Below are 19,026 nucleotides of genomic sequence, written 5' to 3' on the forward strand. Positions count from 1 at the left end.
CATGTATTCCGGGAACGATCCCCGCTTGGAGCTGCTCCTCGAAGGCATCGTCCGGCTCGCTGCAGGAGACCTGAGCACCCGGGTGGAGGTCTCCGAAGCGCGCGATGAGATCGACGCCGTCATCATGGGCACGAACCTCCTTGCCGAAGACCTGCAGATTGTTTACGAGGAGCTGGAACAGCGGGTGCAGGCCCGTACCCAGCAGCTCAACGAAGCCCACCTCGCAATGCGCCGCATGGCCATGACCGATCCCTTGACGGGCCTTCACAACCGTTCGGCCTTTGCTGCCGCGCTCAACGAAGCACAGGCCGGGGAGGCAGACGGCAAGAAGAGGGCGGCCATCCTGCTGCTGGACATGGACGGTTTCAAAGCCATCAACGACTCCCTGGGCCACACCATCGGCGACAAAGTCCTGGAGACCGTAGCCGGGAGGATCAGCGGGGCGGTCCGGGAACAGGACATGGTGGCACGGATGGGCGGTGACGAATTCGCGGTTCTGATCCCTGGGGTAAGCCCCAGCGAAGCCGCCGCCATCGGCAACCGCATCCTCGCCGCCGTCGTAGAGGTCATGGAGATCGAAGGCCAGCACCTACGGTGCGGTGCCAGCATGGGCCTGCGCATGGCCGACCCCGGCCAGCGCGCGGAGGAACTCATGATGGAGGCGGACATCGCCATGTACGAGTCCAAATCCGACGGCCGTGGACGACTGAAGATCTTCGAACCGGCCATGTTGCACGCGCGGCAGATGCGCAACCAACTGATCGGCGAACTCAAGGAGGCAATCGCCGGTTCCCAGCTGGTGCTCCACTACCAGCCCATCGTCAGGCTGGACACCCGGGAAATCGAAGGCGTGGAGGCCCTGGTCCGTTGGAACCACCCCACCCGTGGACTCATCATGCCCGATGAGTTCATCCCCATCGCCGAAGAAACGGGAATGATCTCCGATCTGGGCGGCTGGGTGCTCCGCACCGCCGTCGAACAATTGAAGCAATGGCGAACCGACCCCCTGACCCGACGCCACCGCTTCAGCATGCGCATCAACGTTTCGGCGGCGGATCTGCAGCGGCTGGAGTTCGTGGAAGACGTGCGGGAGGCGCTCTCTGAGGCAGACCTGGACCCCTCGCTCCTGGTGCTGGAGCTGACCGAGAGCGCCGTCATCCAGGGAAACGACCTGGATCGATACACCCTCAACAGCCTGCGCCGTTTGGGGGTAGGGCTGGAGATCGATGACTTCGGCACGGGCTATTCGTCCATCAGCTACCTGCGGCAGTTGCCCGTCGACACCGTGAAAGTGGACCGGACACTCCTGTCAGCACTGGGCAGCGATCCTTCCCAGCCTGCCCTCCTGGCAGCGGTATTGCAGCTGATCCGGGCATGCGGGCTGAATGCCGTCTGGGAAGGCATCGAAACCGCGGAGCAGGCCGAGTACTTGTTGGGCATTGGCTGCACCAGCGGACAGGGCTACTACTTCAGCAGGCCGCTGGCCGAGGCACAACTGACCGAGCAGCTGAAGCACCACAACACGTGGCCGGTCAGCTGACGCTGCGGGTCCACGGGCGGTGCCGGTTGCGCCACTCCGAGTCCAGGATTGCGTAGATGTTCTCCGTAGCCCACTGGCCCTTGTAGTGCCAGTTGTCCACCAAGGTTGCCTCCAAACGCATCCCGAGCCGCTGGCAGATCCCCGCCGAGCCTTCGTTGAGGGCATCGAGCTTGGCGTCCACGCGGTGGAAGGACAACTGCTCGAACGCCAGGCGCAGGACGGCTTCGGCAGCCTCCGTGGCGTATCCGTGGCCACGGGCATCCGGGTGCAGGATCCAGCCAAGCTCGCCCTGCCCGGTGCCTTCCAGCCATTTCAGCACGACCTCGCCTACCAGGCCCGGCTGGTCCTGGCGCTCAATGGCCAGGCACACCCAATCCCCTTCCTGGTTGAACTCGAAGTTGGCGTAGCGGCCCAGGACCTCCATGGACTTGGTCTTGGTGAGTTCGTGGCGGAACAGGAAGCGGGCTGTTTCCGGGAGGGCCTGGTATTCGTGGAAGCGTTCAAGGTCTTCCACACCGAAACGGCGCAGGATCAGGCGGTCGGTGACAATCGGGAGCTCAATTTCGGGCATGCACATGAGGCTACTAGGCCGGGACGAATAGTGGCCCAGTCTTGACACGTGGCGCGATCTGGGATTACCTAATGAACATTCGGTAAATAAAGCTGGAGGCAATGACGCATGGTTGAAACAACCCTCTCCGGTGCATCGCACCACATCCTTACGAACGACTACGCGTCCGAATGGATGGGTATCGAGGTCCTCAAGCTCGACGACGGCCACGCCACAATCCGCATGCACCTCCGGCAGGAGATGCTCAACGGATTCGGCATGGCCCACGGCGGAATGATCTTTGCCTTCGGCGACACCGCCTTCGCACTGGCCTGCAACCCGGCCAACCCGACACCCGAGGAGGCGGCCTCCATCACGGTGGCCTCCGGCGTCGACATCAACTTCATCAAGCCGGCCTACCAGGGCCAGGTGATTACCGCCGTCGCAAACCGCCGCGCAAGCACGGGACGCAGCGGACTGTACGACATCCAGATCTTCGCGGCCTCCCCCGACGCCGCACCGGACACAGCATCCGATGCAGAGACCGGCGAACTCATTGCTGAGTTCCGTGGCCGCAGCCGTACCATCTCCAAGAAGTAGGAACTCCAATGACGCAGAACACCGTGGCCGCACCCACCGCCAACACGTCCGAAGCCGGTTCTCCCGTGCTGGACCGTGAAGAGACCATTTCCCGCGACGAACTCGAGGCACTCCAGCTCACCCGCCTCCAGCACACGGTGGCCTACGCCTACGATCGCGTACCGCTGTACAAGCGCAAGTTTGATGAAGCCGGCGTGCACCCGTCGGACCTCCGCGAACTGAGCGACCTTGGCAAGTTCCCGTACACCACCAAGGAAGACCTCCGTCTGGAGTACCCGTTCGGCATGTTCGCCGTCCCGCAGGACCAGGTGGCACGCATCCACGCCAGCTCCGGCACCACCGGACGGCCAACCGTCGTGGGCTACACCAAGAACGACCTCGCCAGCTGGGCAACACTGGTGGCCCGGTCCTTCCGCGCCTCCGGCGTCCGCCCCGGCATGAAAGTCCACAACGCCTACGGCTACGGCCTCTTCACCGGCGGCCTGGGCGCGCACGCCGGCGCCGAAGCGCTCGGCTGCACCGTCATCCCCATGTCAGGCGGCCAGACAGAACGCCAGATCCAGCTCATCCAGGACTTCAAGCCGGACGCCATCCTGGCCACACCCACCTACCTGCTCACCATCGCCGACGCCATGGCGCACATGGGAATCGATCCCACGTCCACCTCCCTCAAATACGCAGTGCTCGGCGCAGAGCCGTGGACAGAGGAAATGCGGCACGAACTCGAAGTCACCATGAACATCAAAGCCTCGGACATTTACGGGCTCTCCGAAGTCATGGGTCCGGGAGTTGCGGGTGAAGCGGTTGAAACGCAGGACGGCTGCCACATCTGGGAAGACCACTTCCGCCCCGAAATCATCGACCCGTTCGATCACTCCACGGTCCTGGGCGACGGCGAACCGGGCGAACTCGTTTTCACCTCGTTGACCAAGGAAGCGCTGCCGATCATCCGGTACCGCACCAAGGACCTCACCCGCCTGCTGCCCGGCACCGCACGTCCCGCGCACCGCCGCATGGGCCGCATCACCGGCCGCAGCGACGACATGATCATCCTCCGTGGCGTGAACCTCTTCCCGTCGCAGATCGAAGAAATCGCACTCCGCATACCCGAGCTCAGCCCCCACTTCCAGCTTGAAATCACGCGCCCAGAGGGCAAGCGCATGGACTCGCTGACCGTGAAGATTGAGCGGCGCGAAAACGTCACCGTTGATGCCGGCACGACGGCGGCCCACACCTTGCGGGAGCAGATCAAGATTCACGTCGGGTCATCCTGCGTAGTCGACGTTGTGGAGCCGGGCTCGCTTGAGCGGTCCAACGGCAAGCTCCGCCGGATCTACGACATGCGGCCCAAGGGCTGAGCGCCTTCCCCGGTTGAGATCGTGAGAAAATGCCAGCATGCCTACTGAGACCACCACCAAGCGCGGACGGCCCGGTTATGACCAGCAGTCGGTGCTCCGCATCGCCGTCGACGTCTTCAACCGCCACGGGTACGACGCCACGTCCATGGGCATCCTGGCCGAGAACCTCGGGATCTCCAAGTCAGCCATCTATCACCACGTGCCGTCCAAGGGCGATCTGCTGAAGCTCGCCCTGGACCACGCACTGGGTGGTCTTGAGGCCATCCTGGAGGAGCCCTCAGCAACGTCCGGACCTGCTGATGCGCGGCTCGAGTTCGTGCTGCGGCAGACCATAGCGGTGCTTGTGGACCGCTTGCCGTTTGTGACCCTGCTGCTGCGTTTGCGCGGAAACACGGAGATCGAACGGGACGCACTGGAACGCCGGCGCGCATTCGACCACAAGGTGGCTGAGTTGATTTCCGCCGCCCGCGAGGACGGCTCCCTGCGCCAGGACATCGATCCCCGGACGGTCACACGACTCCTGTTCGGCACCATCAACTCGATCGTGGAATGGTACAAGCCCGGCGGTTCCCTGTCCCCTGAGAAGCTCGCGGACGACGTCATCACCATGGCCTTCGACGGACTCCACACCGCAGCCTGACCCTCCCGCACATCCCGCGTGTTTGATGCCGACGCTCCCTCACACCCCCCGTGTTTGATGCCAACGCTCCATCACACCCCACGCCCTTCGTTGCCAACGCTCCATCACACCCCACGTGTTTGATGCCAACGCTCCATCACACCCCACGTGTTTGATGCCAACGCTCCATCACACCCGGCACCCTCCAGGCTGCCACCTTCCCCAAAGGTGGGCGTGGCATGCGCGCCAGGTGCCGTCGTCGTGCAATGCCCATAGACGCGCAGGCACAAAACGAAACGCCATCCCACGATGTGAGAAGGCGTTTCGTTCGTGAGGAAGGGTTACCACCAAACCCTAGGAACGTGAGCAAGCGTCACGACGAAACACGCGGGATGTGAGCAAGCGTCACGACCAAACCCTAGGAACGTGAGGAAGGGTTACCACCAAACCCTAGGAATGTGAGCAAGCAACACCACCAAACACGCGGAACGTGAGCAAGCGTCACGACCAAACCCAAGGAACGTGAGGAAGGGTTACTTCTCCACGAGGGTCAGGACGTCGTAGGTGGCCACGATCTCGTCGTTCTGGTTGGTCAGGACGGCGTCCCACGCCACCTCGCCGTATTCGTCGGTCTCACGCGGGGTGATCTTCTTGGCCGTCAGTGTGACGCGGATGGAGTCGCCGGCTGCGACCGGGGTGATGAAGCGCAGGTTCTCCAGGCCGTAGTTGGCCAGCACGGGACCCGGCGCGGGCTCCACGAACAGCCCCGCGGCCCAGCTCAGCAGCAAGTAGCCGTGGGCCACGATGCCCGGGAAGAAGGGGTTGGCTTCGGCGGCTTCCTGGTTGGTGTGCGCGTAGAAGGTGTCGCCCGTGGAGTTCGCGAAGGCGGTGATGTCTTCAAGCCTGACCTCCCGCAGTTCCGAACGGACGGCGTCACCAATGCGGAGGGTCGAAAGGTGCTTCCGGAACGGGTGCTCACCTTCTGTTTCCACAGTGAAGTTGCGGTCGGCGCCGGTGTGCCACTGGCCAGTGACCGCGGTGAGCATGTTCGGCGAACCTTGGATGGCCGTGCGCTGCATGTGGTGCAGGACGGAACGGATGCCACCCAGTTCCTCGCCACCGCCGGCGCGGCCCGGACCGCCGTGGACCAGGTGGGGCACCGGCGAGCCGTGTCCGGTGGAGGAGCGTGCGTCTTCGCGGTTGAGCATGTGCACGCGGCCGTGGTGGGCTGCGATTCCTGTCACCAGTTCGCGGGCGACAGCGGGATCGTTGGTGCACACGGAAGCCACCAGCGAGCCTGAGCCGCGGGCTGCCAAGCGGATGGCGTCGGCAAGGTCGGAGTACCCGAGCACGGAAGAAACCGGCCCGAAGGCTTCCAGGGAGTGGACTTCTTCGGCTTCGGCGTCTGCCCAGCTGAGGAGCACGGGCGACATGAACGCGCCGTCCTCCACAACTCCTACGGTGCCTCCAACGGAGGTGACCGACGGCGAATCGAGGGATCCGTACGCAAGCTCACCTCCGGCGTCGAGCATTGACTGCACGGCCGCGCGGACGTCGGCGAGCTGTTCGAGGGAAGCCAGGGCGCCCATGGTGACGCCCTCGGCGCGCGGGTCGCCGAGTACGACGCGTTCGTTGATGCGGGCTCCGACGGCGGCCGCGACGTCAGCGGTCAACTCCTGGGGAACGATGACGCGGCGGATGGCAGTGCACTTCTGGCCGGCCTTGACGGTCATCTCGGTGACGACGGCTTTGACGAAGGCATCGAATTCAGGGGTCCCGGGAACGGCGTCGGGGCCAAGGATTGCTGCGTTGAGCGAGTCGGTCTCGGAGGTGAAGCGGACACCGCCCTGCACCACGTTCCGATGGGATTTGAGGGAGTTGGCGGTGGATGCCGAGCCCGTGAAGGAAACGAGGTCGCGGTAGTCGAGTTCGTCCAGGATGGTCCGGGCAGACCCTGAGATCAGCTGCAGGGAACCGGCCGGGAGGATGCCGGACTCGACGATTGCCCTGACGGCGTCAGCGGCCACATAGCCGGTGGGCGTGGCAGGCTTCACGATGGTGGGAACGCCGGCCAGGAACGCTGGGGCGAACTTTTCCAGCATGCCCCAGACGGGGAAGTTGAAGGCGTTGATCTGAACAGCGACGCCTGGAATGCGGGTGTAGATGTGCTCACCGGCGAACGAGCCGTCCTTGGAGAGCACCTCCATCGGGCCGTCGACAATGACCTGCGAGTTCGGGAGTTCGCGGCGGCCCTTGGAACCGAAGGTGAATAGGACACCGATGCCGCCGTCGATGTCGATCATGTTGTCGATCTTGGTGGCGCCGCTCTGCGAGGACGACGCGTACAGCTCTTCACGGCGCCCGTTGAGGTACATGGCAAGCTCTTTGAGCTTGAGCGCGCGCTGGTGGAACGTCAGCTTCCCGAGTTCAGCCTGGCCGGTGGTCCGCGCGAAATGCACGACGGCGGCCAGGTCCAGGCCGTCGGTGCTCACGTTCGCCAGGACTTCTCCGGTGCTGGCGTCGCGAACAGGAACCTTCTTGGCATCGGGGGCCGGGGTCCACCAGGCATCCTGGACGTAGCTGGGGACGGTGGCAACGGCTGTGGTTTCCGGGGCGACTGCGGTAGTGGTCATCGTCGACGGGTCCTTCCAAGGCACAGGAAATCGGCACGGTCAGATGACTGAAGCCAACATTACTGACCGGCCGTTCGGTAATATATACAGGGTACATGAATCCCCCGGCGAGTACAGCAGTTGTTTTTCAAGCGGAGAAGCCCGCCCCGGCTCCCACCTTGGCCCGGACCGCGCCCAGCTCCTCCGGAGAAAGCCCGTTGTCCGTGAGGAATCCGGCAACATCAAGCGAAGCCAGGAAGCTCCGCAAAGCCGCCAAGCGTTCAGCCAACATGGCCTCGAGCTGCTCGTCGGGAAGATACGGATCATGTGCGTGGGGCGCCCCATGGGTCCGGTGCCGCTCATTGATCCCGCGGGCAGCAAGCTCATACCCGGCAAGGATTTCCTGATCGTCCATCCCCGCGAGCCGCTGCAGCATCAGGGCGATCATTCCGCTCCGGTCCCTCCCGGCAGAACAGTGCACCACCACTTTGCCCGGTGAGGCAGCGATGGCTTTGAAGACGGCGGCGACCTTCTCCCCGAACAGCTGCAGATAGTCGCCGTACTGGGCTGGATCCCTCAGGTACGGGCCGAACAGCTCACTGAATTGGCTGTGGTCCGGGTCTTCCGTGGGGCAATGGACGACGTCGATGCGCGCCTTCACATCGTCCGGCACCTCAGGATCCGTGTCGCGTTGCCGCCGCTCGCGCGAGGCGCGGAGGTCGATCACGGTGCGGACGCCGTCGTCGTACATTTGCTGCCAACCGTCCCCGCTGACCCATTCGTGGCGACCCATCCGGTACACGTCGCCGGCGATCTTCCAGGCGTTGACAGCGCCATCCCAGTGGACACTTTGGTGCGTTGAAGAAGTCCCGTCCATAGCAGCCAGCTAAGCACATTGACGGGCCGGAAGGGACCGCCTGCGCGCCGAGGAGTGAGCTCTCGGGACCAACCGCGGGCGCTTACCGCCGAAAGCTCACCCCTCGGCGCCGTACTTGGCCAGCCGGTACTCGAGACCGTTACGCACAGCCGGCCACTCGTGCTCAAGGATGGAGAACACCACTGTGTCGCGAAGCACGCCGTCCTTGGTGCGGGAGTGGTTCCGGAGAACCCCGTCCTGCTTGGCGCCGAGCCGGGCAATGGCTTCACGGGACTGGTGGTTCAGCCAGTGCGTGCGGAATTCCACGGCCGGGCAGCCCAGGGCTTCAAAGGCGTGCCGCAGCAGCAGCAGCTTGGAATCCGGGTTGGTTCCTGTACCGTGCGCCGACGCCGCGTTCCAGGTGGAACCGATCTCCACGCGAGGGGTCGCGGCGTCGATGTTCATGTACGTGGTCATGCCGATCAGTTTGCCCGTGGCTTTGGAGCGCGTGGCGAACGGCAGCATGGAGCCGGCCTCCTGCAATGAAAGGCGACGCTCGATGTCCGCAGCCATGCCCTCCGGCGTCGGAACGGAGGTGTACCAAAGCTTCCACAGATCTCCGTCGCGGGCCGCATCCACCAGGCCATCGTGGTGTTCCTGGCTCAACGGCTCAAGGGTCACGAACTTTCCGGTCAGGGTAATGGGTTCAATGAAAGTCACCCGGATAGCCTAACCGGACCCAGCGCTTAGTCGTTCCAGTCGAAGAAGCCCTTGCCCGTTTTGCGGCCCAGCTCGCCCCGCGCCACTTTGTCCCGAAGGATCTGTGGCGGAGCAAAACGGTCGCCCAGCGTGGACTGCAGGTACTCGGCAATGCCAAGCCGCACGTCCAACCCGACAATGTCCGTGGTCTTCAACGGGCCCGTGGGGTGCTTGTAGCCGAGAACCATCGCGGCATCGATGTCCTCCGCGGACGCCACGCCCTCTTCCACCATGCGCATCGCTTCCAGGGCTATGGCCACCCCCAGCCGTGAGGATGCAAAGCCCGGAGCGTCATTGACGACGACGGCGGTCTTGCCGAGTGCCTCCGTCCAGCTTTTTGCCGCTTCAGCGAGTTCGGGAGACGTCTCCTTGGCCAGCACCACCTCGATGAGGGTGGATGCGGGAACAGGGTTGAAGAAGTGCAGCCCGACGAAGTTTGCAGGCCGGCGAAGTTCGTTGGCGAGTCCTGTGACAGACAGCGACGACGTGTTGGAGGCCAGGAAAGCATCGGCAGACAGGTGGTCCTCCACGGCCTTGAGCGCCGTGACCTTGAGGTCGTAGTCCTCTGGGACGGCTTCCACCACCAGGCCGCAGTGGACGAAGGATTCATAGTCCGTGGAGGTACTGAAGCGCGACATTGCCTCGTCGGTTGTTTCAGTGAGGGTGCCACGCGCTGCGGATTTGGCCACGGCGTCGGCTACCCGGGAGTGCGCACCGGCTGCAGCCTCATGGTCGCGTTCCACCACAATGACCGTGGCACCTTTGGTGAGGAAGGCGTGCGCGATGCCGGCGCCCATCCGGCCTCCGCCGAGGACACCTATGACGTGCGGGATTGCGGATACTGTGGTCATTTCTGCGTCCTGTCCTGCGTGGAAGCGTCGGAGTCTTGCGAAGCTTTGGCCGACTTCTTGTCGAGGAATGCCTGCATGCGGTCGAACTTCGCCTGGGACTCAAAGAGGATCCCCTGGGCGAGGGTGTCGATCACGGGATGGGCCTCCGCCGGCGCGTGGAACACCGACTTGGTGATGCGCACGGCCATCGGATCCTGGCGGGCGATCCGGTCTGCCAGGGCATGGGCCGCATCCATCAGCTCGGGAGCTTCGTAGATCCCGGTAATGAGGTTGATCCGCAGCGCCTCTTCAGCCCGCAGTACCGCCCCGGCCAGGAGGATCTCCTTGGCTTTCGGTTCCCCGACGAGTTCCTTGAGACGCCAGGTGGCGCCGGCAGCGGCCATGATGCCCAATCCGGTTTCCGGGTTGCCGATACGCACGCTCGGGGTGCCGATCCGGAAATCGGCAGCGTATGCCAACTCAGCGCCGCCGCCCAGGCAGTAACCATCCAACGCAGCGATGACGGGCATGGGCAGCTTGGCGATGCGGACAAAGATCGTGGAGTTGATGCCCTGCAAAGCGTCGTCCCTGCGCCGCTCACGCAACTGGCCGATATCGGCACCGGAGGCGAACACACCGTCGGTACCGGCAATGATCAGTATTCTGGGGTTCCGCTCCAGCTCGGCACACACCGCATGAAGCTCGTCCACCATTTTCTGGTCGATCGCGTTGCGGACCTCGGGGCGGTTCAGCAGAACGGTCAGGCGGTCGTCGCGTTCTTCGAGCAGGAGCGTAGTGAAGTCTTTAGGATTCAGTGCCATTACACGCCTTCCAGCAGCATTGCCGTGCCTTGGCCCACGCCGATGCACATGGTGGCCAGGCCGAGTTTCGGTCCCGTCGCCGAGGCCAATTCGCGTTCCATCCGGCCCAGCAGTGTGATGGCGATCCTTGAGCCGCTGGAACCGAGGGGGTGTCCCAAACTGATGGCACCGCCGTCGTTGTTGACGATTTCAGGGTCAAGTCCTAGGCGACGCATGCTGGCGAGGGACTGGGTGGCGAAAGCCTCGTTGAGTTCCACGGCACCGAGCTGGTCGACGCTGAGCCCGGTGCGGGCCAGCACCTTTTGGGTGGCAGGGACGGGACCGATGCCCATGATCTCGGGCTCGCAGCCGGCTGAGGCGCCGTCGATGATGCGGGCGCGTGGTGTGAGGCCGAACTTCTTGATGGCGGCTTCGGAGGCGACGATGATGGCCGAAGCGCCGTCGTTGAGGGTGGAGGAGTTCCCGGCGGTGACCACCGATCCACCGGGAACCACGGGGCGCAATCCGGCAAGGACGTCCATGGTGGTTCCTTCCCGGGGGCCTTCGTCCGTGTCCACCACGGCCACGGACTTCCGCGTTTTCACGGTGACGGGAACGATCTCATCTTTGAACCGTCCGCCGGCGATGGCTGCCAGCGCACGCTCGTGCGACCGAACGGCAAACGCGTCGGCGTCTTCGCGGGAGATATTGTCCACACGGCCGACTTCCTCGGCAGTTTCCGGCATTGAGTAGGTCATCTTGCCGTCGCGCGACAGCTCGCCCTTGGTGAAGAGCGGGTTGGCGAAGCGCCAGCCGATGGAGGTATCAAAAATCTGGCCAGGCTTGGCGAAGGCCGTGGTCGGCTTCTCCTGGACCCACGGCGCACGGCTCATGGACTCGACGCCGCCGGCAACCACGATGTCCGCGGCACCGGATTTGATCATCTGACTGGCCATGATGATGGCGCTCAATCCGGAAGCGCAGAGCCGGTTGACCGTAATGCCCGGGATGTGGAGGGGAAGCCCGGCAAGGAGGGTTGCCATTCGGGCAACATTGCGGTTTTCCTCCCCGGCGCCGTTGGCGTTGCCGAGGATCACCTCATCAATCGAGTCAGGGTCGACGCCGGCACGCGCCACAGCTTCCCGGACCACCAATGCGGCGAGATCATCGGGGCGGACTGAGGACAGCGCCCCACCATAGCGACCCACAGGCGTCCGTGCGCCGCCAACAAGAAAAGCCTCGACCATGAGAACATCCTTCGCGAAAGTGAAAGGGACCGGCCTCGAATAATATACCGACCGTTCGTTCTATAAAGATTACACGGCCCAGCGGGAGGGTCAACAGATGAAGCTGCCCGCTGGACCGCCTACCACCCCGCTCAGACCACCCGGATTCCGAGATGACCGGCCAACAACGGCGCCATCAAGCTCAACTGGTAATCGTCGATAACCGCCCCCGCCAGCCCGGCCAAACCATTGATTCCCCGAAACTCCGATGTCCGCAGATCCACGTCCTTGAGCTTGGCGCCCGTCACATCAAGGGTTCCGATGGTGCAGTTCTTCAACGCCACCCGCGTTCCCGTGCATCCACCGAGATCGAGTTCGTTGATGATGCAATCGGAGATCTGGACATCCATGAGCTTGGAACCACGGAGATTCACGTAGTCCAGCTTGCCGCCGTCGATTCGGACCGAGCGCCAGTTGCCCTCATAAAGTTCGGCCGAACCCCATCGGGGATTGGTGATCTCGACATCCTGCCAGGACGTACGCGCAGCCATGAACACGGGCGCGTACGGCTCAGCCAGGATGCACTCACGGAACGTCGCTCCCCGCAGTTGTGCCTCGTTGAAGGACACACCGTTGAATTCACACTCAATGAAATCCGCGCCGCTCAGTTCCTCCCCGTCCGCCGAGACCCGGGTGAGCCGGACGCCGTCGTACCGTTCGCCGCGTTGGAAGTCCGGGGCGTCGTCGTCGCGCAGTTCATCCAACCGCACCGGGGAGATCTTGGGGGCCGCCACCTTCGCAGCCGCCATCAGAGCGCCTCCGCTTTTCTTGCAATCGCCGCTGGAGCGGTGGTCCCGATGTCCGGCGGAAGATCCGGCAAGCCGGCCCGGGCCTGCTCCGGTCCGGCGTTGATATGCTGCGTCAAAGTGGTGGCTGGTTCCATGCTTCGAGCCTATCCCCGGGCGCCGACAAAACCGTCCCCGGGGATCAGCAACCCTGCCAAACCACCGCCGGCGCTGGAAACCACACCGAAAGGCCACCCCATGGTCACCATCGATTTGAGCGGACAGAGCAAAGCAGCGGGAGGCTCAGTGTCCCTCAAGGGATACCTGGCCGAGCCCCCGGGCGAGGGTCCGTTTCCCGGGGTGGTGATGATCCACGAAGCCTTTGGATTGGATGATGTGATGCGTCGCCAGGCTGACCGGCTGGCGACGGCGGGCTACCTGACACTCGCGGTGGATCTGTACAGCGACGGCGGTGCAAGGCGCTGCCTCGTCGCCACCATGCGCTCTATGCTCTCGGGCGAGGGCCGGGCTTTCACCGATGTGGCCACCGCCAAAGAGTGGTTGCGCAACGATGACAGGTGCACCGGCAAGGTGGGCGTCATCGGCTTCTGCATGGGCGGCGCTTTCGCGTTACTCGCCGCAAACGATGGTTTTGACGCCGCGGCCGTGAACTACGGCCAACTCCCGCGGGACCTGCATAACGCCCTCCAAGGCGCGTGTCCGGTGGTTGCCAATTACGGCGGTAAGGACCGCACCCTGCCCGGAGCCGCCGCAAAGCTGGATCAGGCCCTCAACAGCCTCGGCATTGAGCATGACGTCAAGGAATTTCCGACGGCGGGCCACGCCTTCATGAACGACGCCCCGGTGGGACCGAAGCTGCTCCGCCCCCTGACGCGGGTCATGGGCATCAAACCCGATCCAGCCTCCGCCCCGGAAGCATGGCGGCGCATCGAAGAGCATTTCGCGAAGCACTTGGCAGGCTGACCCGGGCAAAAGCTGATTCGGGCAAAAGCGGGCCGAAACGACGGCGGGCGCCCCTTCCGGTGAACCAATCACTGGAGGGGGCGCCCGTCGTCGAGCCTCTGTCAGCTCATAAGCGTCAGCTGAAAAGCTCGCTCTTCGGCTGGTTGTTCTTGACCTTCTGCCAGCCGAGCCACAGCACCAGGGCGAAGAACGGAATGGTGGCAAGGGTCCACAGGCCCAGCAGGAAGACCTCGCCTGTTGCCTTGTCGGTCATGGTGTCGAAACCGATCAGCACAGTGATGGCAAGCAGGGCGACCAAACCCAGCCAGCTGGTCCACGGCGAACCGGGCATGGGGAGGCTGGAGACCTTGCCATGCTTCTTACGAAGCGCGATCTGGCTGGCGAAGATGGAACCCCACGTGAAGATCACGCCGATGGAGGCCGTGTTCAGTGCGAGGTCGAAGGCGTGCGAGCCACCCAGCCAGATGTTGAGCAGGATGCCAACGAGGTACACGCCGCCGATCGCGAGGATGGCCGCGTACGGCACATGGCGGGTGGACATCTTGGTGAGCCACTGCGGGGCGTGGCCGTTGTTGGCCATGGTGCGGAAGATACGGCCGATCGAGTAGAGACCGGAGTTGCAGGAGGACAGCGCGGCGGTGATGACGATCATGTTCATGACATCGCCCATCCAGCCAAGTCCCATCTGGCCGAACACGGTAACGAACGGCGAGGTGCCGGCGACGTACTGGTCGGACGGCAGCAGCATGGCAAGCAGCGTCACCGAACCGACGTAGAAGACAACGATGCGGAATACGACGGCGCGGATCGCCTTGGGAACTTCGCGTTCCGGGTTCTCCATCTCACCTGCGGTGATGCCGACGAGTTCAATGGCGTTGTAAGCGAAGATCACGGCGTTGAGGACCAGGATCATCACCAGGCCGCCCTTGGGGAACATGCCGCCGTCTTCGTGGAAGAGGTTGGCAACTGACGCATGGCCGTCGCCCACCTTGGCGTTGGTGACAACCATGAACGTGCCAACGGCCAGGAAGATCACGATTGCTGCGACCTTGAGGCAGGACGCCCAGAATTCGAACTCGCCGAACGCCTTGACGCTGAACAGGTTCACAGCCACCAACAGCACCAATGCGGCAATGGCGGACAGTTCAATCGGAACGTTGGGGAAGAAGAACTGGAAGTACAGTCCGATCGCGATGAGTTCGGCAATGCCCGTCATGGCCCAGTTGATGAAGTACATCCAACCGGAGAGGAAGGCGCCCTTCTTGCCGAACATTTCGCCGGCGTAGCTCACAAAGGAGCCAGATGTCTGGCGGTACATGATGAGCTCACCGAGTGCGCGCATCAGCAGGTAGGCGATGACGCCGGCGATGGCGTAGGAGAAGATGAGGGCCGGGCCCGTGGAGGCCAGGCGGCCACCGGCACCCATGAAGAGGCCGACGCCGATGGCGCCACCCATGGCGATCATGGTGACGTGGCGGCGGCTCAGGGTCTTTTTGTATCCCTCGGCGCTGAGGGTAGAGCCTGCGGCTGTGGATGAGGCCTTGGGGCTCTGGAGATCTGTGGGAGTACTTTGCGGCACAGCTGTTCCTTGTGGGTTGGGGTATTGCTGTAGGGGTTTCGCCCAGTGCCGGGACACGGGCGGCTTTGGCACACATAATTCGAGCTTTCCCGCTTTGAGGATCCCGAAGTGTGACAAAGAACGCAGAACGCCGAAGCTTCGCGCAACCCGTCTATCTTACGGGATTAACCGGAATGCCCGTGACGCAGGCAACAGCACCCCTTTCTCCGGAAGCCACGCGGGGTCGGATATGGCCCATATTTATCCGCTGGATGGGCCATCTCCGACCCCGGATTTCGGTTCTCCAATGGATTGCCTAAATAAAACTTTTCGGTATGCCTAAATTTCGCTATCCTCGTAGTGAGTACCCCCAACGATGAGGAACCCCAATGGCTGCACCCACCCTGGAAACACGTGCCACCCCCGGCAAAGTATGGTCCCGGCTCCTGCTCCTGGGACCTGCCTTCGTTGCTGCGATCGCCTACGTGGATCCGGGAAACGTCGCAGCCAACCTCACGGCCGGTGCCAACTACGGCTACCTGCTGGTCTGGGTCCTGGTTGTAGCGAACGCCATGGCAGTCCTGGTCCAGTACCAGTCAGCCAAACTCGGCCTCGCCACAGGAATGAGCCTCCCTGAGATTCTTGGCAAGCGGCTCGGCAACAAGCGCCGGCGCCTCTATTGGCTGCAAGCTGAAGTTGTTGCCGGAGCCACGGATATGGCGGAAGTCATCGGTGGAGCCGTGGCCTTGAACCTGCTGTTCGGAATTCCGCTGCTTGCCGGTGGCGTGATCGTCGGCATCGCCTCCATGCTGCTTTTGGCCTTGCAGTCGCGGCGGGGCCAGCGCTCCTTCGAGTACGCCATCCTGGTTCTCCTGGGGATCATCGCCGTGGGCTTCGTGTCCGGGCTGTTCGTCAATCCCCCGGATGCGGGGAGCGCCCTTGGCGGGCTGGTTCCGCGTTTTGAAGGTACGGACACCATCCTTCTGGCAGCGAGCATGCTGGGCGCCACCGTGATGCCCCACGCGATCTACCTCCACTCGGCCCTTGCCCGCGACCGGCACGGTTTCTCCCCGGACCCCGTCATCCGGACAAAGCTGATCCGCGCCACCCGCACGGACGTCGTCGGCGCCCTGCTCCTGGCCGGGGTCGTCAACATCTCGATGCTCCTTCTTGCCGCCTCCAGCCTGCGCGGCATAGAAGGCACGGACACTATCGCCGGAGCCCACGCCGCGGTGACGTCCGCCCTGGGCCCGGCCATCGGCGTGATCTTTGCCATCGGCTTGCTGGCATCCGGACTGGCGTCCACTTCGGTTGGTTGCTATGCCGGCGCGACCATCATGGGCGGCCTCCTCAAAGTCCGTATTCCCCTGCTCACCCGCCGCGTCATCACCCTGATTCCCGCACTGATCGTGCTGGGTGCCGGGATTGAGCCGACACTCGCCCTGGTGCTGAGCCAGGTGTTGCTCAGCTTCGGTATTCCTTTCGCCTTGATTCCCCTGATCCGGCTCACCGGCAAGAAGGATGTCATGGGCCTCCACACCGACGGCATGCCGCTGAAGATCGCGGGTTGGACAAGTGCCGTGCTGATCGTCGGTTTGAACTGTGTCCTCATCACGCTCACCCTCACAGGGCAGTCCTGATATCCGGCCTGGCCTGATCCGGAGCATCAGGCAGCAAAGCTAGGCTGGAGCCATGGGCACTCTTCACACCAAGGCACCTTTGTACAGATTCACTGCCCTGGATGCCTTGGCCGTAGCCGTCTATCTCGGGTTCACCGTCTACTTCACGGTCAGCGGGGAAGCAGTCGAACGGCTGATGCTTCAGCTGTTTCCCGACCCGGCCACAGCGTCCTATGCCGTCAACGCGGTCTTCTATGCCGGCGTCGGAATATTTGCCGTGGCGTCAGCCTGGCGTGTGGCGGGACGTGACCTGAAGATCCTGGGGACGCGTCCGTGGTTCACCTTGGGCATGATTCCCCTCGCGATCGTGGTGATGCTTATCCTGACGGCTCTGCTCGTCGCCGCGTTCGGGACTGCCCAAAGCTCCGAGAACCAACTGGGTATCCAGGGATTGCTGCAGCACGTTCCGGCCTGGTTGATGGTGCCCCTGCTGGTGGTTCTGGGGCCGTTTGTTGAGGAGTACCTATTCCGCCATCTCCTGATCGGCAAGTTGTCGCAGCATGTGAACATCTGGATCTGCTGCGTGATCTCCGTGGTGGTTTTCGCGTCCATCCATGTGGTGGGCCGCGAAGGACTGGTGCTTTCAGCCTTGGCGCCCTATCTGGGAATGGCCGCGGTGCTGGTGGCCGTCTATGTCTGGACAGGCAAGAACCTGATGTTTTCCTACTTCGTGCACGCGGCCAAGAACCTCATGGCGGTGGTGCTGATCTACGCGGTCCCGCCCGAGCTCCTGTCCAACTAAGGGACAGCAAATCTCTACGCGCACTGTCCCCCCGCTCGGGTAACCCGGACGGAAGTTGACCGCATTGCGCTACCCAGCCACCCGCCGTCGGAATAGCTTGGTGGGCATGACACTCAACATCCAGGTAGCCGTCGACTGCAGGAAGCCCCACGAACTCGCCGATTGGTGGGCCGAGACCCTCGAATGGACCGTCGAACCCCAGGACGAGGCGTTCATCCGGTCCATGATCGAGCAGGGATTCGCCACCGAAGACCAGACCATCACCCACAACGGCAAACTCGTCTGGGCCGAAGGGTGTGCGATCGTGCCCGCCGAAGACACCGATCCCAAAACAGGCCGCCGTATCCTCTTCCAGACCGATCCCAACCCCAAGACCGTCAAGAACCGGGTGCACTGGGACGTCCGCCTGGACGGCCGGGACAAGGACGTCGTGCGCAAGGAGCTGGAAGCCCGCGGCGCCAAACACCTCTGGACCGCCCGCCAGGGACCCCAGGAATGGCACACCATGGCCGACCCCGAAGGCAACGAGTTCTGCATCAGCTAAGGCCATTACTAGACTCGGACTGTGAACAACGATCTCCCTGCCAAGGTTTCCGACATCTTTGACCCCTCGCGCTGGCGCACGGTTTCGGGTTTCGACGACTTCAAGGACATGACGTACCACCGGCAGGTCGAACGGTCCGCGGACGGCACGGTCAAGGATCTCCCCACAGTCCGTATCGCGTTCAACCGTCCCGAGGTCCGCAACGCGTTCCGTCCCGGCACAGTCGATGAGCTCTACCGGGCCATGGACCACGCCCGGATGACACCGGACGTCGCCACCGTGCTGCTCACCGGGAACGGGCCGTCCGAAAAGGACGGCGGACATTCGTTCTGTTCCGGTGGCGACCAGCGGATCCGTGGCCGCGACGGTTACAGGTACGCAGTAGAAGACGCCCCAGGAGACTCTGCTGAATTCATAGACCCCGCCCGTGCAGGCCGCCTCCACATCCTGGAAGTCCAGCGGCTCATGCGGACCATGCCCAAGGTGGTCATCGCCGTCGTCAACGGCTGGGCGGCCGGCGGCGGGCACTCCCTGCACGTGGTCAGCGACCTCACCATCGCCTCCCGCCAACACGGCAAGTTCAAGCAGACGGACGCCACGGTAGGAAGTTTCGACGCCGGATACGGCTCTGCGCTGCTGGCGCGCCAGATCGGGCAGAAAGCCGCGCGGGAAATCTTCTTCCTCGCCCGCGAATACTCCGCCGAGGACATGGTCCGGATGGGTGCCGTCAACGAGGCCGTGGACCACGAACGCCTCGAAGAAGTCGCCCTCGAGTACGCCGCCGACATCGCCCGCCAATCCCCGCAGGCCATCCGCATGCTCAAATTCGCGTTCAACCTGGCCGACGACGGACTGGCCGGGCAGCAGGTCTTCGCGGGCGAAGCCACCCGCCTGGCGTACATGACGGACGAGGCTGTGGAAGGCAAGGAAGCGTTCCTCCAAAAGCGGGATCCCGACTGGTCCAGCTTCCCCTACTACTTCTAG

At 63.5% G+C, this 19,026-nt stretch carries 19 protein-coding genes; 9 read left to right on the forward strand and 10 right to left on the reverse strand.

Features of this window, described 5'->3' with window-relative positions; translation table 11 throughout:
- Position 1 precedes the first annotated feature (1 nt).
- Positions 2-1,540: a putative bifunctional diguanylate cyclase/phosphodiesterase gene (locus ACNAOU_RS17540; protein ID WP_370584107.1), complete on the forward strand. Its 1,539-nt coding sequence runs from the start codon at positions 2-4 to the stop codon at positions 1,538-1,540.
- Here ACNAOU_RS17540 and ACNAOU_RS17545 read toward each other — a convergent pair.
- Positions 1,533-2,111 carry a GNAT family N-acetyltransferase gene (locus ACNAOU_RS17545; RefSeq protein ID WP_018776943.1) on the reverse strand — a complete coding sequence of 193 codons (579 nt, stop codon included), beginning with the start codon at positions 2,109-2,111 and terminating at the stop codon, positions 1,533-1,535. The genes ACNAOU_RS17540 and ACNAOU_RS17545 overlap by 8 nt on opposite strands.
- Before the next feature lie 108 nt (positions 2,112-2,219).
- Between ACNAOU_RS17545 and ACNAOU_RS17550 the strand changes: the two genes are divergently transcribed.
- From ACNAOU_RS17550 to ACNAOU_RS17560, 3 genes are read left to right on the forward strand one after another with little or no spacing between them, the layout of a single operon-like run.
- Positions 2,220-2,690: a hotdog fold thioesterase gene (locus ACNAOU_RS17550; RefSeq protein ID WP_018776944.1), complete on the forward strand. Its 471-nt coding sequence runs from the start codon at positions 2,220-2,222 to the stop codon at positions 2,688-2,690.
- An 8-nt stretch (positions 2,691-2,698) separates the two neighbouring features.
- Positions 2,699-4,048: a phenylacetate--CoA ligase PaaK gene (gene paaK, locus ACNAOU_RS17555; RefSeq protein ID WP_422757369.1), complete on the forward strand. Its 1,350-nt coding sequence runs from the start codon at positions 2,699-2,701 to the stop codon at positions 4,046-4,048.
- A 37-nt stretch (positions 4,049-4,085) separates the two neighbouring features.
- Positions 4,086-4,688 carry a TetR/AcrR family transcriptional regulator gene (locus ACNAOU_RS17560; RefSeq protein ID WP_018776946.1) on the forward strand — a complete coding sequence of 201 codons (603 nt, stop codon included), beginning with the start codon at positions 4,086-4,088 and terminating at the stop codon, positions 4,686-4,688.
- 512 nt (positions 4,689-5,200) lie between these two features.
- Here the strand turns inward: ACNAOU_RS17560 and paaZ are convergent.
- The 8 genes from paaZ to ACNAOU_RS17600 all read right to left on the reverse strand — a co-directional run bounded on the left by paaZ (position 5,201) and on the right by ACNAOU_RS17600 (position 12,693).
- Complete coding sequence (paaZ, locus tag ACNAOU_RS17565; protein WP_039242757.1) at positions 5,201-7,300, reverse strand: phenylacetic acid degradation bifunctional protein PaaZ; 2,100 nt, start codon at positions 7,298-7,300, stop codon at positions 5,201-5,203.
- 127 nt (positions 7,301-7,427) lie between these two features.
- Entirely contained in the window at positions 7,428-8,156 is a 729-nt protein-coding gene (locus ACNAOU_RS17570; RefSeq protein WP_422757370.1) for a tyrosine-protein phosphatase, read from the reverse strand.
- A 96-nt stretch (positions 8,157-8,252) separates the two neighbouring features.
- Positions 8,253-8,855: a GNAT family N-acetyltransferase gene (locus ACNAOU_RS17575; RefSeq protein ID WP_055971248.1), complete on the reverse strand. Its 603-nt coding sequence runs from the start codon at positions 8,853-8,855 to the stop codon at positions 8,253-8,255.
- Between the two features lie 26 nt (positions 8,856-8,881).
- Positions 8,882-9,745 carry a 3-hydroxyacyl-CoA dehydrogenase family protein gene (locus tag ACNAOU_RS17580; RefSeq protein ID WP_422757371.1) on the reverse strand — a complete coding sequence of 288 codons (864 nt, stop codon included), beginning with the start codon at positions 9,743-9,745 and terminating at the stop codon, positions 8,882-8,884.
- Entirely contained in the window at positions 9,742-10,545 is an 804-nt protein-coding gene (locus tag ACNAOU_RS17585; RefSeq protein ID WP_422757372.1) for an enoyl-CoA hydratase/isomerase family protein, read from the reverse strand. The genes ACNAOU_RS17580 and ACNAOU_RS17585 overlap by 4 nt, the downstream gene beginning before the upstream one ends.
- Positions 10,545-11,771, reverse strand: coding sequence for a thiolase family protein (locus ACNAOU_RS17590; RefSeq protein ID WP_422757373.1), 1,227 nt, complete (start codon positions 11,769-11,771; stop codon positions 10,545-10,547). The genes ACNAOU_RS17585 and ACNAOU_RS17590 overlap by 1 nt, the downstream gene beginning before the upstream one ends.
- A gap of 131 nt (positions 11,772-11,902) precedes the next feature.
- Positions 11,903-12,559, reverse strand: a complete 657-nt coding sequence (locus ACNAOU_RS17595) for a pentapeptide repeat-containing protein (RefSeq protein ID WP_018776953.1) — start codon at positions 12,557-12,559, stop codon at positions 11,903-11,905.
- Positions 12,559-12,693 carry a hypothetical protein gene (locus tag ACNAOU_RS17600; RefSeq protein WP_422757374.1) on the reverse strand — a complete coding sequence of 45 codons (135 nt, stop codon included), beginning with the start codon at positions 12,691-12,693 and terminating at the stop codon, positions 12,559-12,561. The genes ACNAOU_RS17595 and ACNAOU_RS17600 overlap by 1 nt, the downstream gene beginning before the upstream one ends.
- 100 nt (positions 12,694-12,793) lie before the next feature.
- On the opposite strand from ACNAOU_RS17600, the gene ACNAOU_RS17605 reads away from it, so the two are divergent.
- On the forward strand, positions 12,794-13,519 hold the full coding sequence (locus ACNAOU_RS17605) for a dienelactone hydrolase family protein (RefSeq protein ID WP_275776030.1): 726 nt from the start codon (positions 12,794-12,796) through the stop codon (positions 13,517-13,519).
- 115 nt (positions 13,520-13,634) lie between these two features.
- Here ACNAOU_RS17605 and ACNAOU_RS17610 read toward each other — a convergent pair whose 3' ends face one another.
- The gene (locus ACNAOU_RS17610; RefSeq protein ID WP_275776032.1) at positions 13,635-15,098 is read right to left on the reverse strand and encodes an amino acid permease; all 1,464 of its coding nucleotides are present in this window, start codon (positions 15,096-15,098) and stop codon (positions 13,635-13,637) included.
- A 368-nt stretch (positions 15,099-15,466) separates the two neighbouring features.
- Here ACNAOU_RS17610 and ACNAOU_RS17615 point away from each other — a divergent pair, with 368 nt between their 5' ends.
- The 4 genes from ACNAOU_RS17615 to ACNAOU_RS17630 all read left to right on the forward strand — a co-directional run bounded on the left by ACNAOU_RS17615 (position 15,467) and on the right by ACNAOU_RS17630 (position 19,026).
- Positions 15,467-16,717, forward strand: a complete 1,251-nt coding sequence (locus ACNAOU_RS17615; RefSeq protein WP_055971229.1) for an Nramp family divalent metal transporter — start codon at positions 15,467-15,469, stop codon at positions 16,715-16,717.
- A 52-nt stretch (positions 16,718-16,769) separates the two neighbouring features.
- The gene (locus ACNAOU_RS17620; RefSeq protein WP_422757375.1) at positions 16,770-17,498 is read left to right on the forward strand and encodes a lysostaphin resistance A-like protein; all 729 of its coding nucleotides are present in this window, start codon (positions 16,770-16,772) and stop codon (positions 17,496-17,498) included.
- Positions 17,499-17,604: 106 nt separating this feature from the next.
- Positions 17,605-18,042: a VOC family protein gene (locus ACNAOU_RS17625; protein ID WP_026267050.1), complete on the forward strand. Its 438-nt coding sequence runs from the start codon at positions 17,605-17,607 to the stop codon at positions 18,040-18,042.
- Positions 18,043-18,063: 21 nt separating this feature from the next.
- The gene (locus ACNAOU_RS17630) at positions 18,064-19,026 is read left to right on the forward strand and encodes a 1,4-dihydroxy-2-naphthoyl-CoA synthase (protein WP_018776960.1); all 963 of its coding nucleotides are present in this window, start codon (positions 18,064-18,066) and stop codon (positions 19,024-19,026) included.

The organism is Paenarthrobacter sp. C1, assembly GCF_049315185.1.
Classification (GTDB): Bacteria; Actinomycetota; Actinomycetes; order Actinomycetales; family Micrococcaceae; genus Arthrobacter; species Arthrobacter nicotinovorans.

What these genes read in the sequence shown, in the direction of transcription:
- ACNAOU_RS17540 (WP_370584107.1), top strand. Translation starts at nt 2, where the DNA reads ATGTATTCCGGGAACGATCCCCGCTTGGAGCTGCTCCTCGAAGGCATC.
- ACNAOU_RS17545 (WP_018776943.1), bottom strand. Translation starts at nt 2,111, where the DNA reads ATGCCCGAAATTGAGCTCCCGATTGTCACCGACCGCCTGATCCTGCGC.
- ACNAOU_RS17550 (WP_018776944.1), top strand. Translation starts at nt 2,220, where the DNA reads ATGGTTGAAACAACCCTCTCCGGTGCATCGCACCACATCCTTACGAAC.
- paaK (WP_422757369.1), top strand. Translation starts at nt 2,699, where the DNA reads ATGACGCAGAACACCGTGGCCGCACCCACCGCCAACACGTCCGAAGCC.
- ACNAOU_RS17560 (WP_018776946.1), top strand. Translation starts at nt 4,086, where the DNA reads ATGCCTACTGAGACCACCACCAAGCGCGGACGGCCCGGTTATGACCAG.
- paaZ (WP_039242757.1), bottom strand. Translation starts at nt 7,300, where the DNA reads ATGACCACTACCGCAGTCGCCCCGGAAACCACAGCCGTTGCCACCGTC.
- ACNAOU_RS17570 (WP_422757370.1), bottom strand. Translation starts at nt 8,156, where the DNA reads ATGGACGGGACTTCTTCAACGCACCAAAGTGTCCACTGGGATGGCGCT.
- ACNAOU_RS17580 (WP_422757371.1), bottom strand. Translation starts at nt 9,745, where the DNA reads ATGACCACAGTATCCGCAATCCCGCACGTCATAGGTGTCCTCGGCGGA.
- ACNAOU_RS17585 (WP_422757372.1), bottom strand. Translation starts at nt 10,545, where the DNA reads ATGGCACTGAATCCTAAAGACTTCACTACGCTCCTGCTCGAAGAACGC.
- ACNAOU_RS17590 (WP_422757373.1), bottom strand. Translation starts at nt 11,771, where the DNA reads ATGGTCGAGGCTTTTCTTGTTGGCGGCGCACGGACGCCTGTGGGTCGC.
- ACNAOU_RS17595 (WP_018776953.1), bottom strand. Translation starts at nt 12,559, where the DNA reads ATGGCGGCTGCGAAGGTGGCGGCCCCCAAGATCTCCCCGGTGCGGTTG.
- ACNAOU_RS17600 (WP_422757374.1), bottom strand. Translation starts at nt 12,693, where the DNA reads ATGGAACCAGCCACCACTTTGACGCAGCATATCAACGCCGGACCGGAG.
- ACNAOU_RS17605 (WP_275776030.1), top strand. Translation starts at nt 12,794, where the DNA reads ATGGTCACCATCGATTTGAGCGGACAGAGCAAAGCAGCGGGAGGCTCA.
- ACNAOU_RS17615 (WP_055971229.1), top strand. Translation starts at nt 15,467, where the DNA reads ATGGCTGCACCCACCCTGGAAACACGTGCCACCCCCGGCAAAGTATGG.
- ACNAOU_RS17620 (WP_422757375.1), top strand. Translation starts at nt 16,770, where the DNA reads ATGGGCACTCTTCACACCAAGGCACCTTTGTACAGATTCACTGCCCTG.
- ACNAOU_RS17625 (WP_026267050.1), top strand. Translation starts at nt 17,605, where the DNA reads ATGACACTCAACATCCAGGTAGCCGTCGACTGCAGGAAGCCCCACGAA.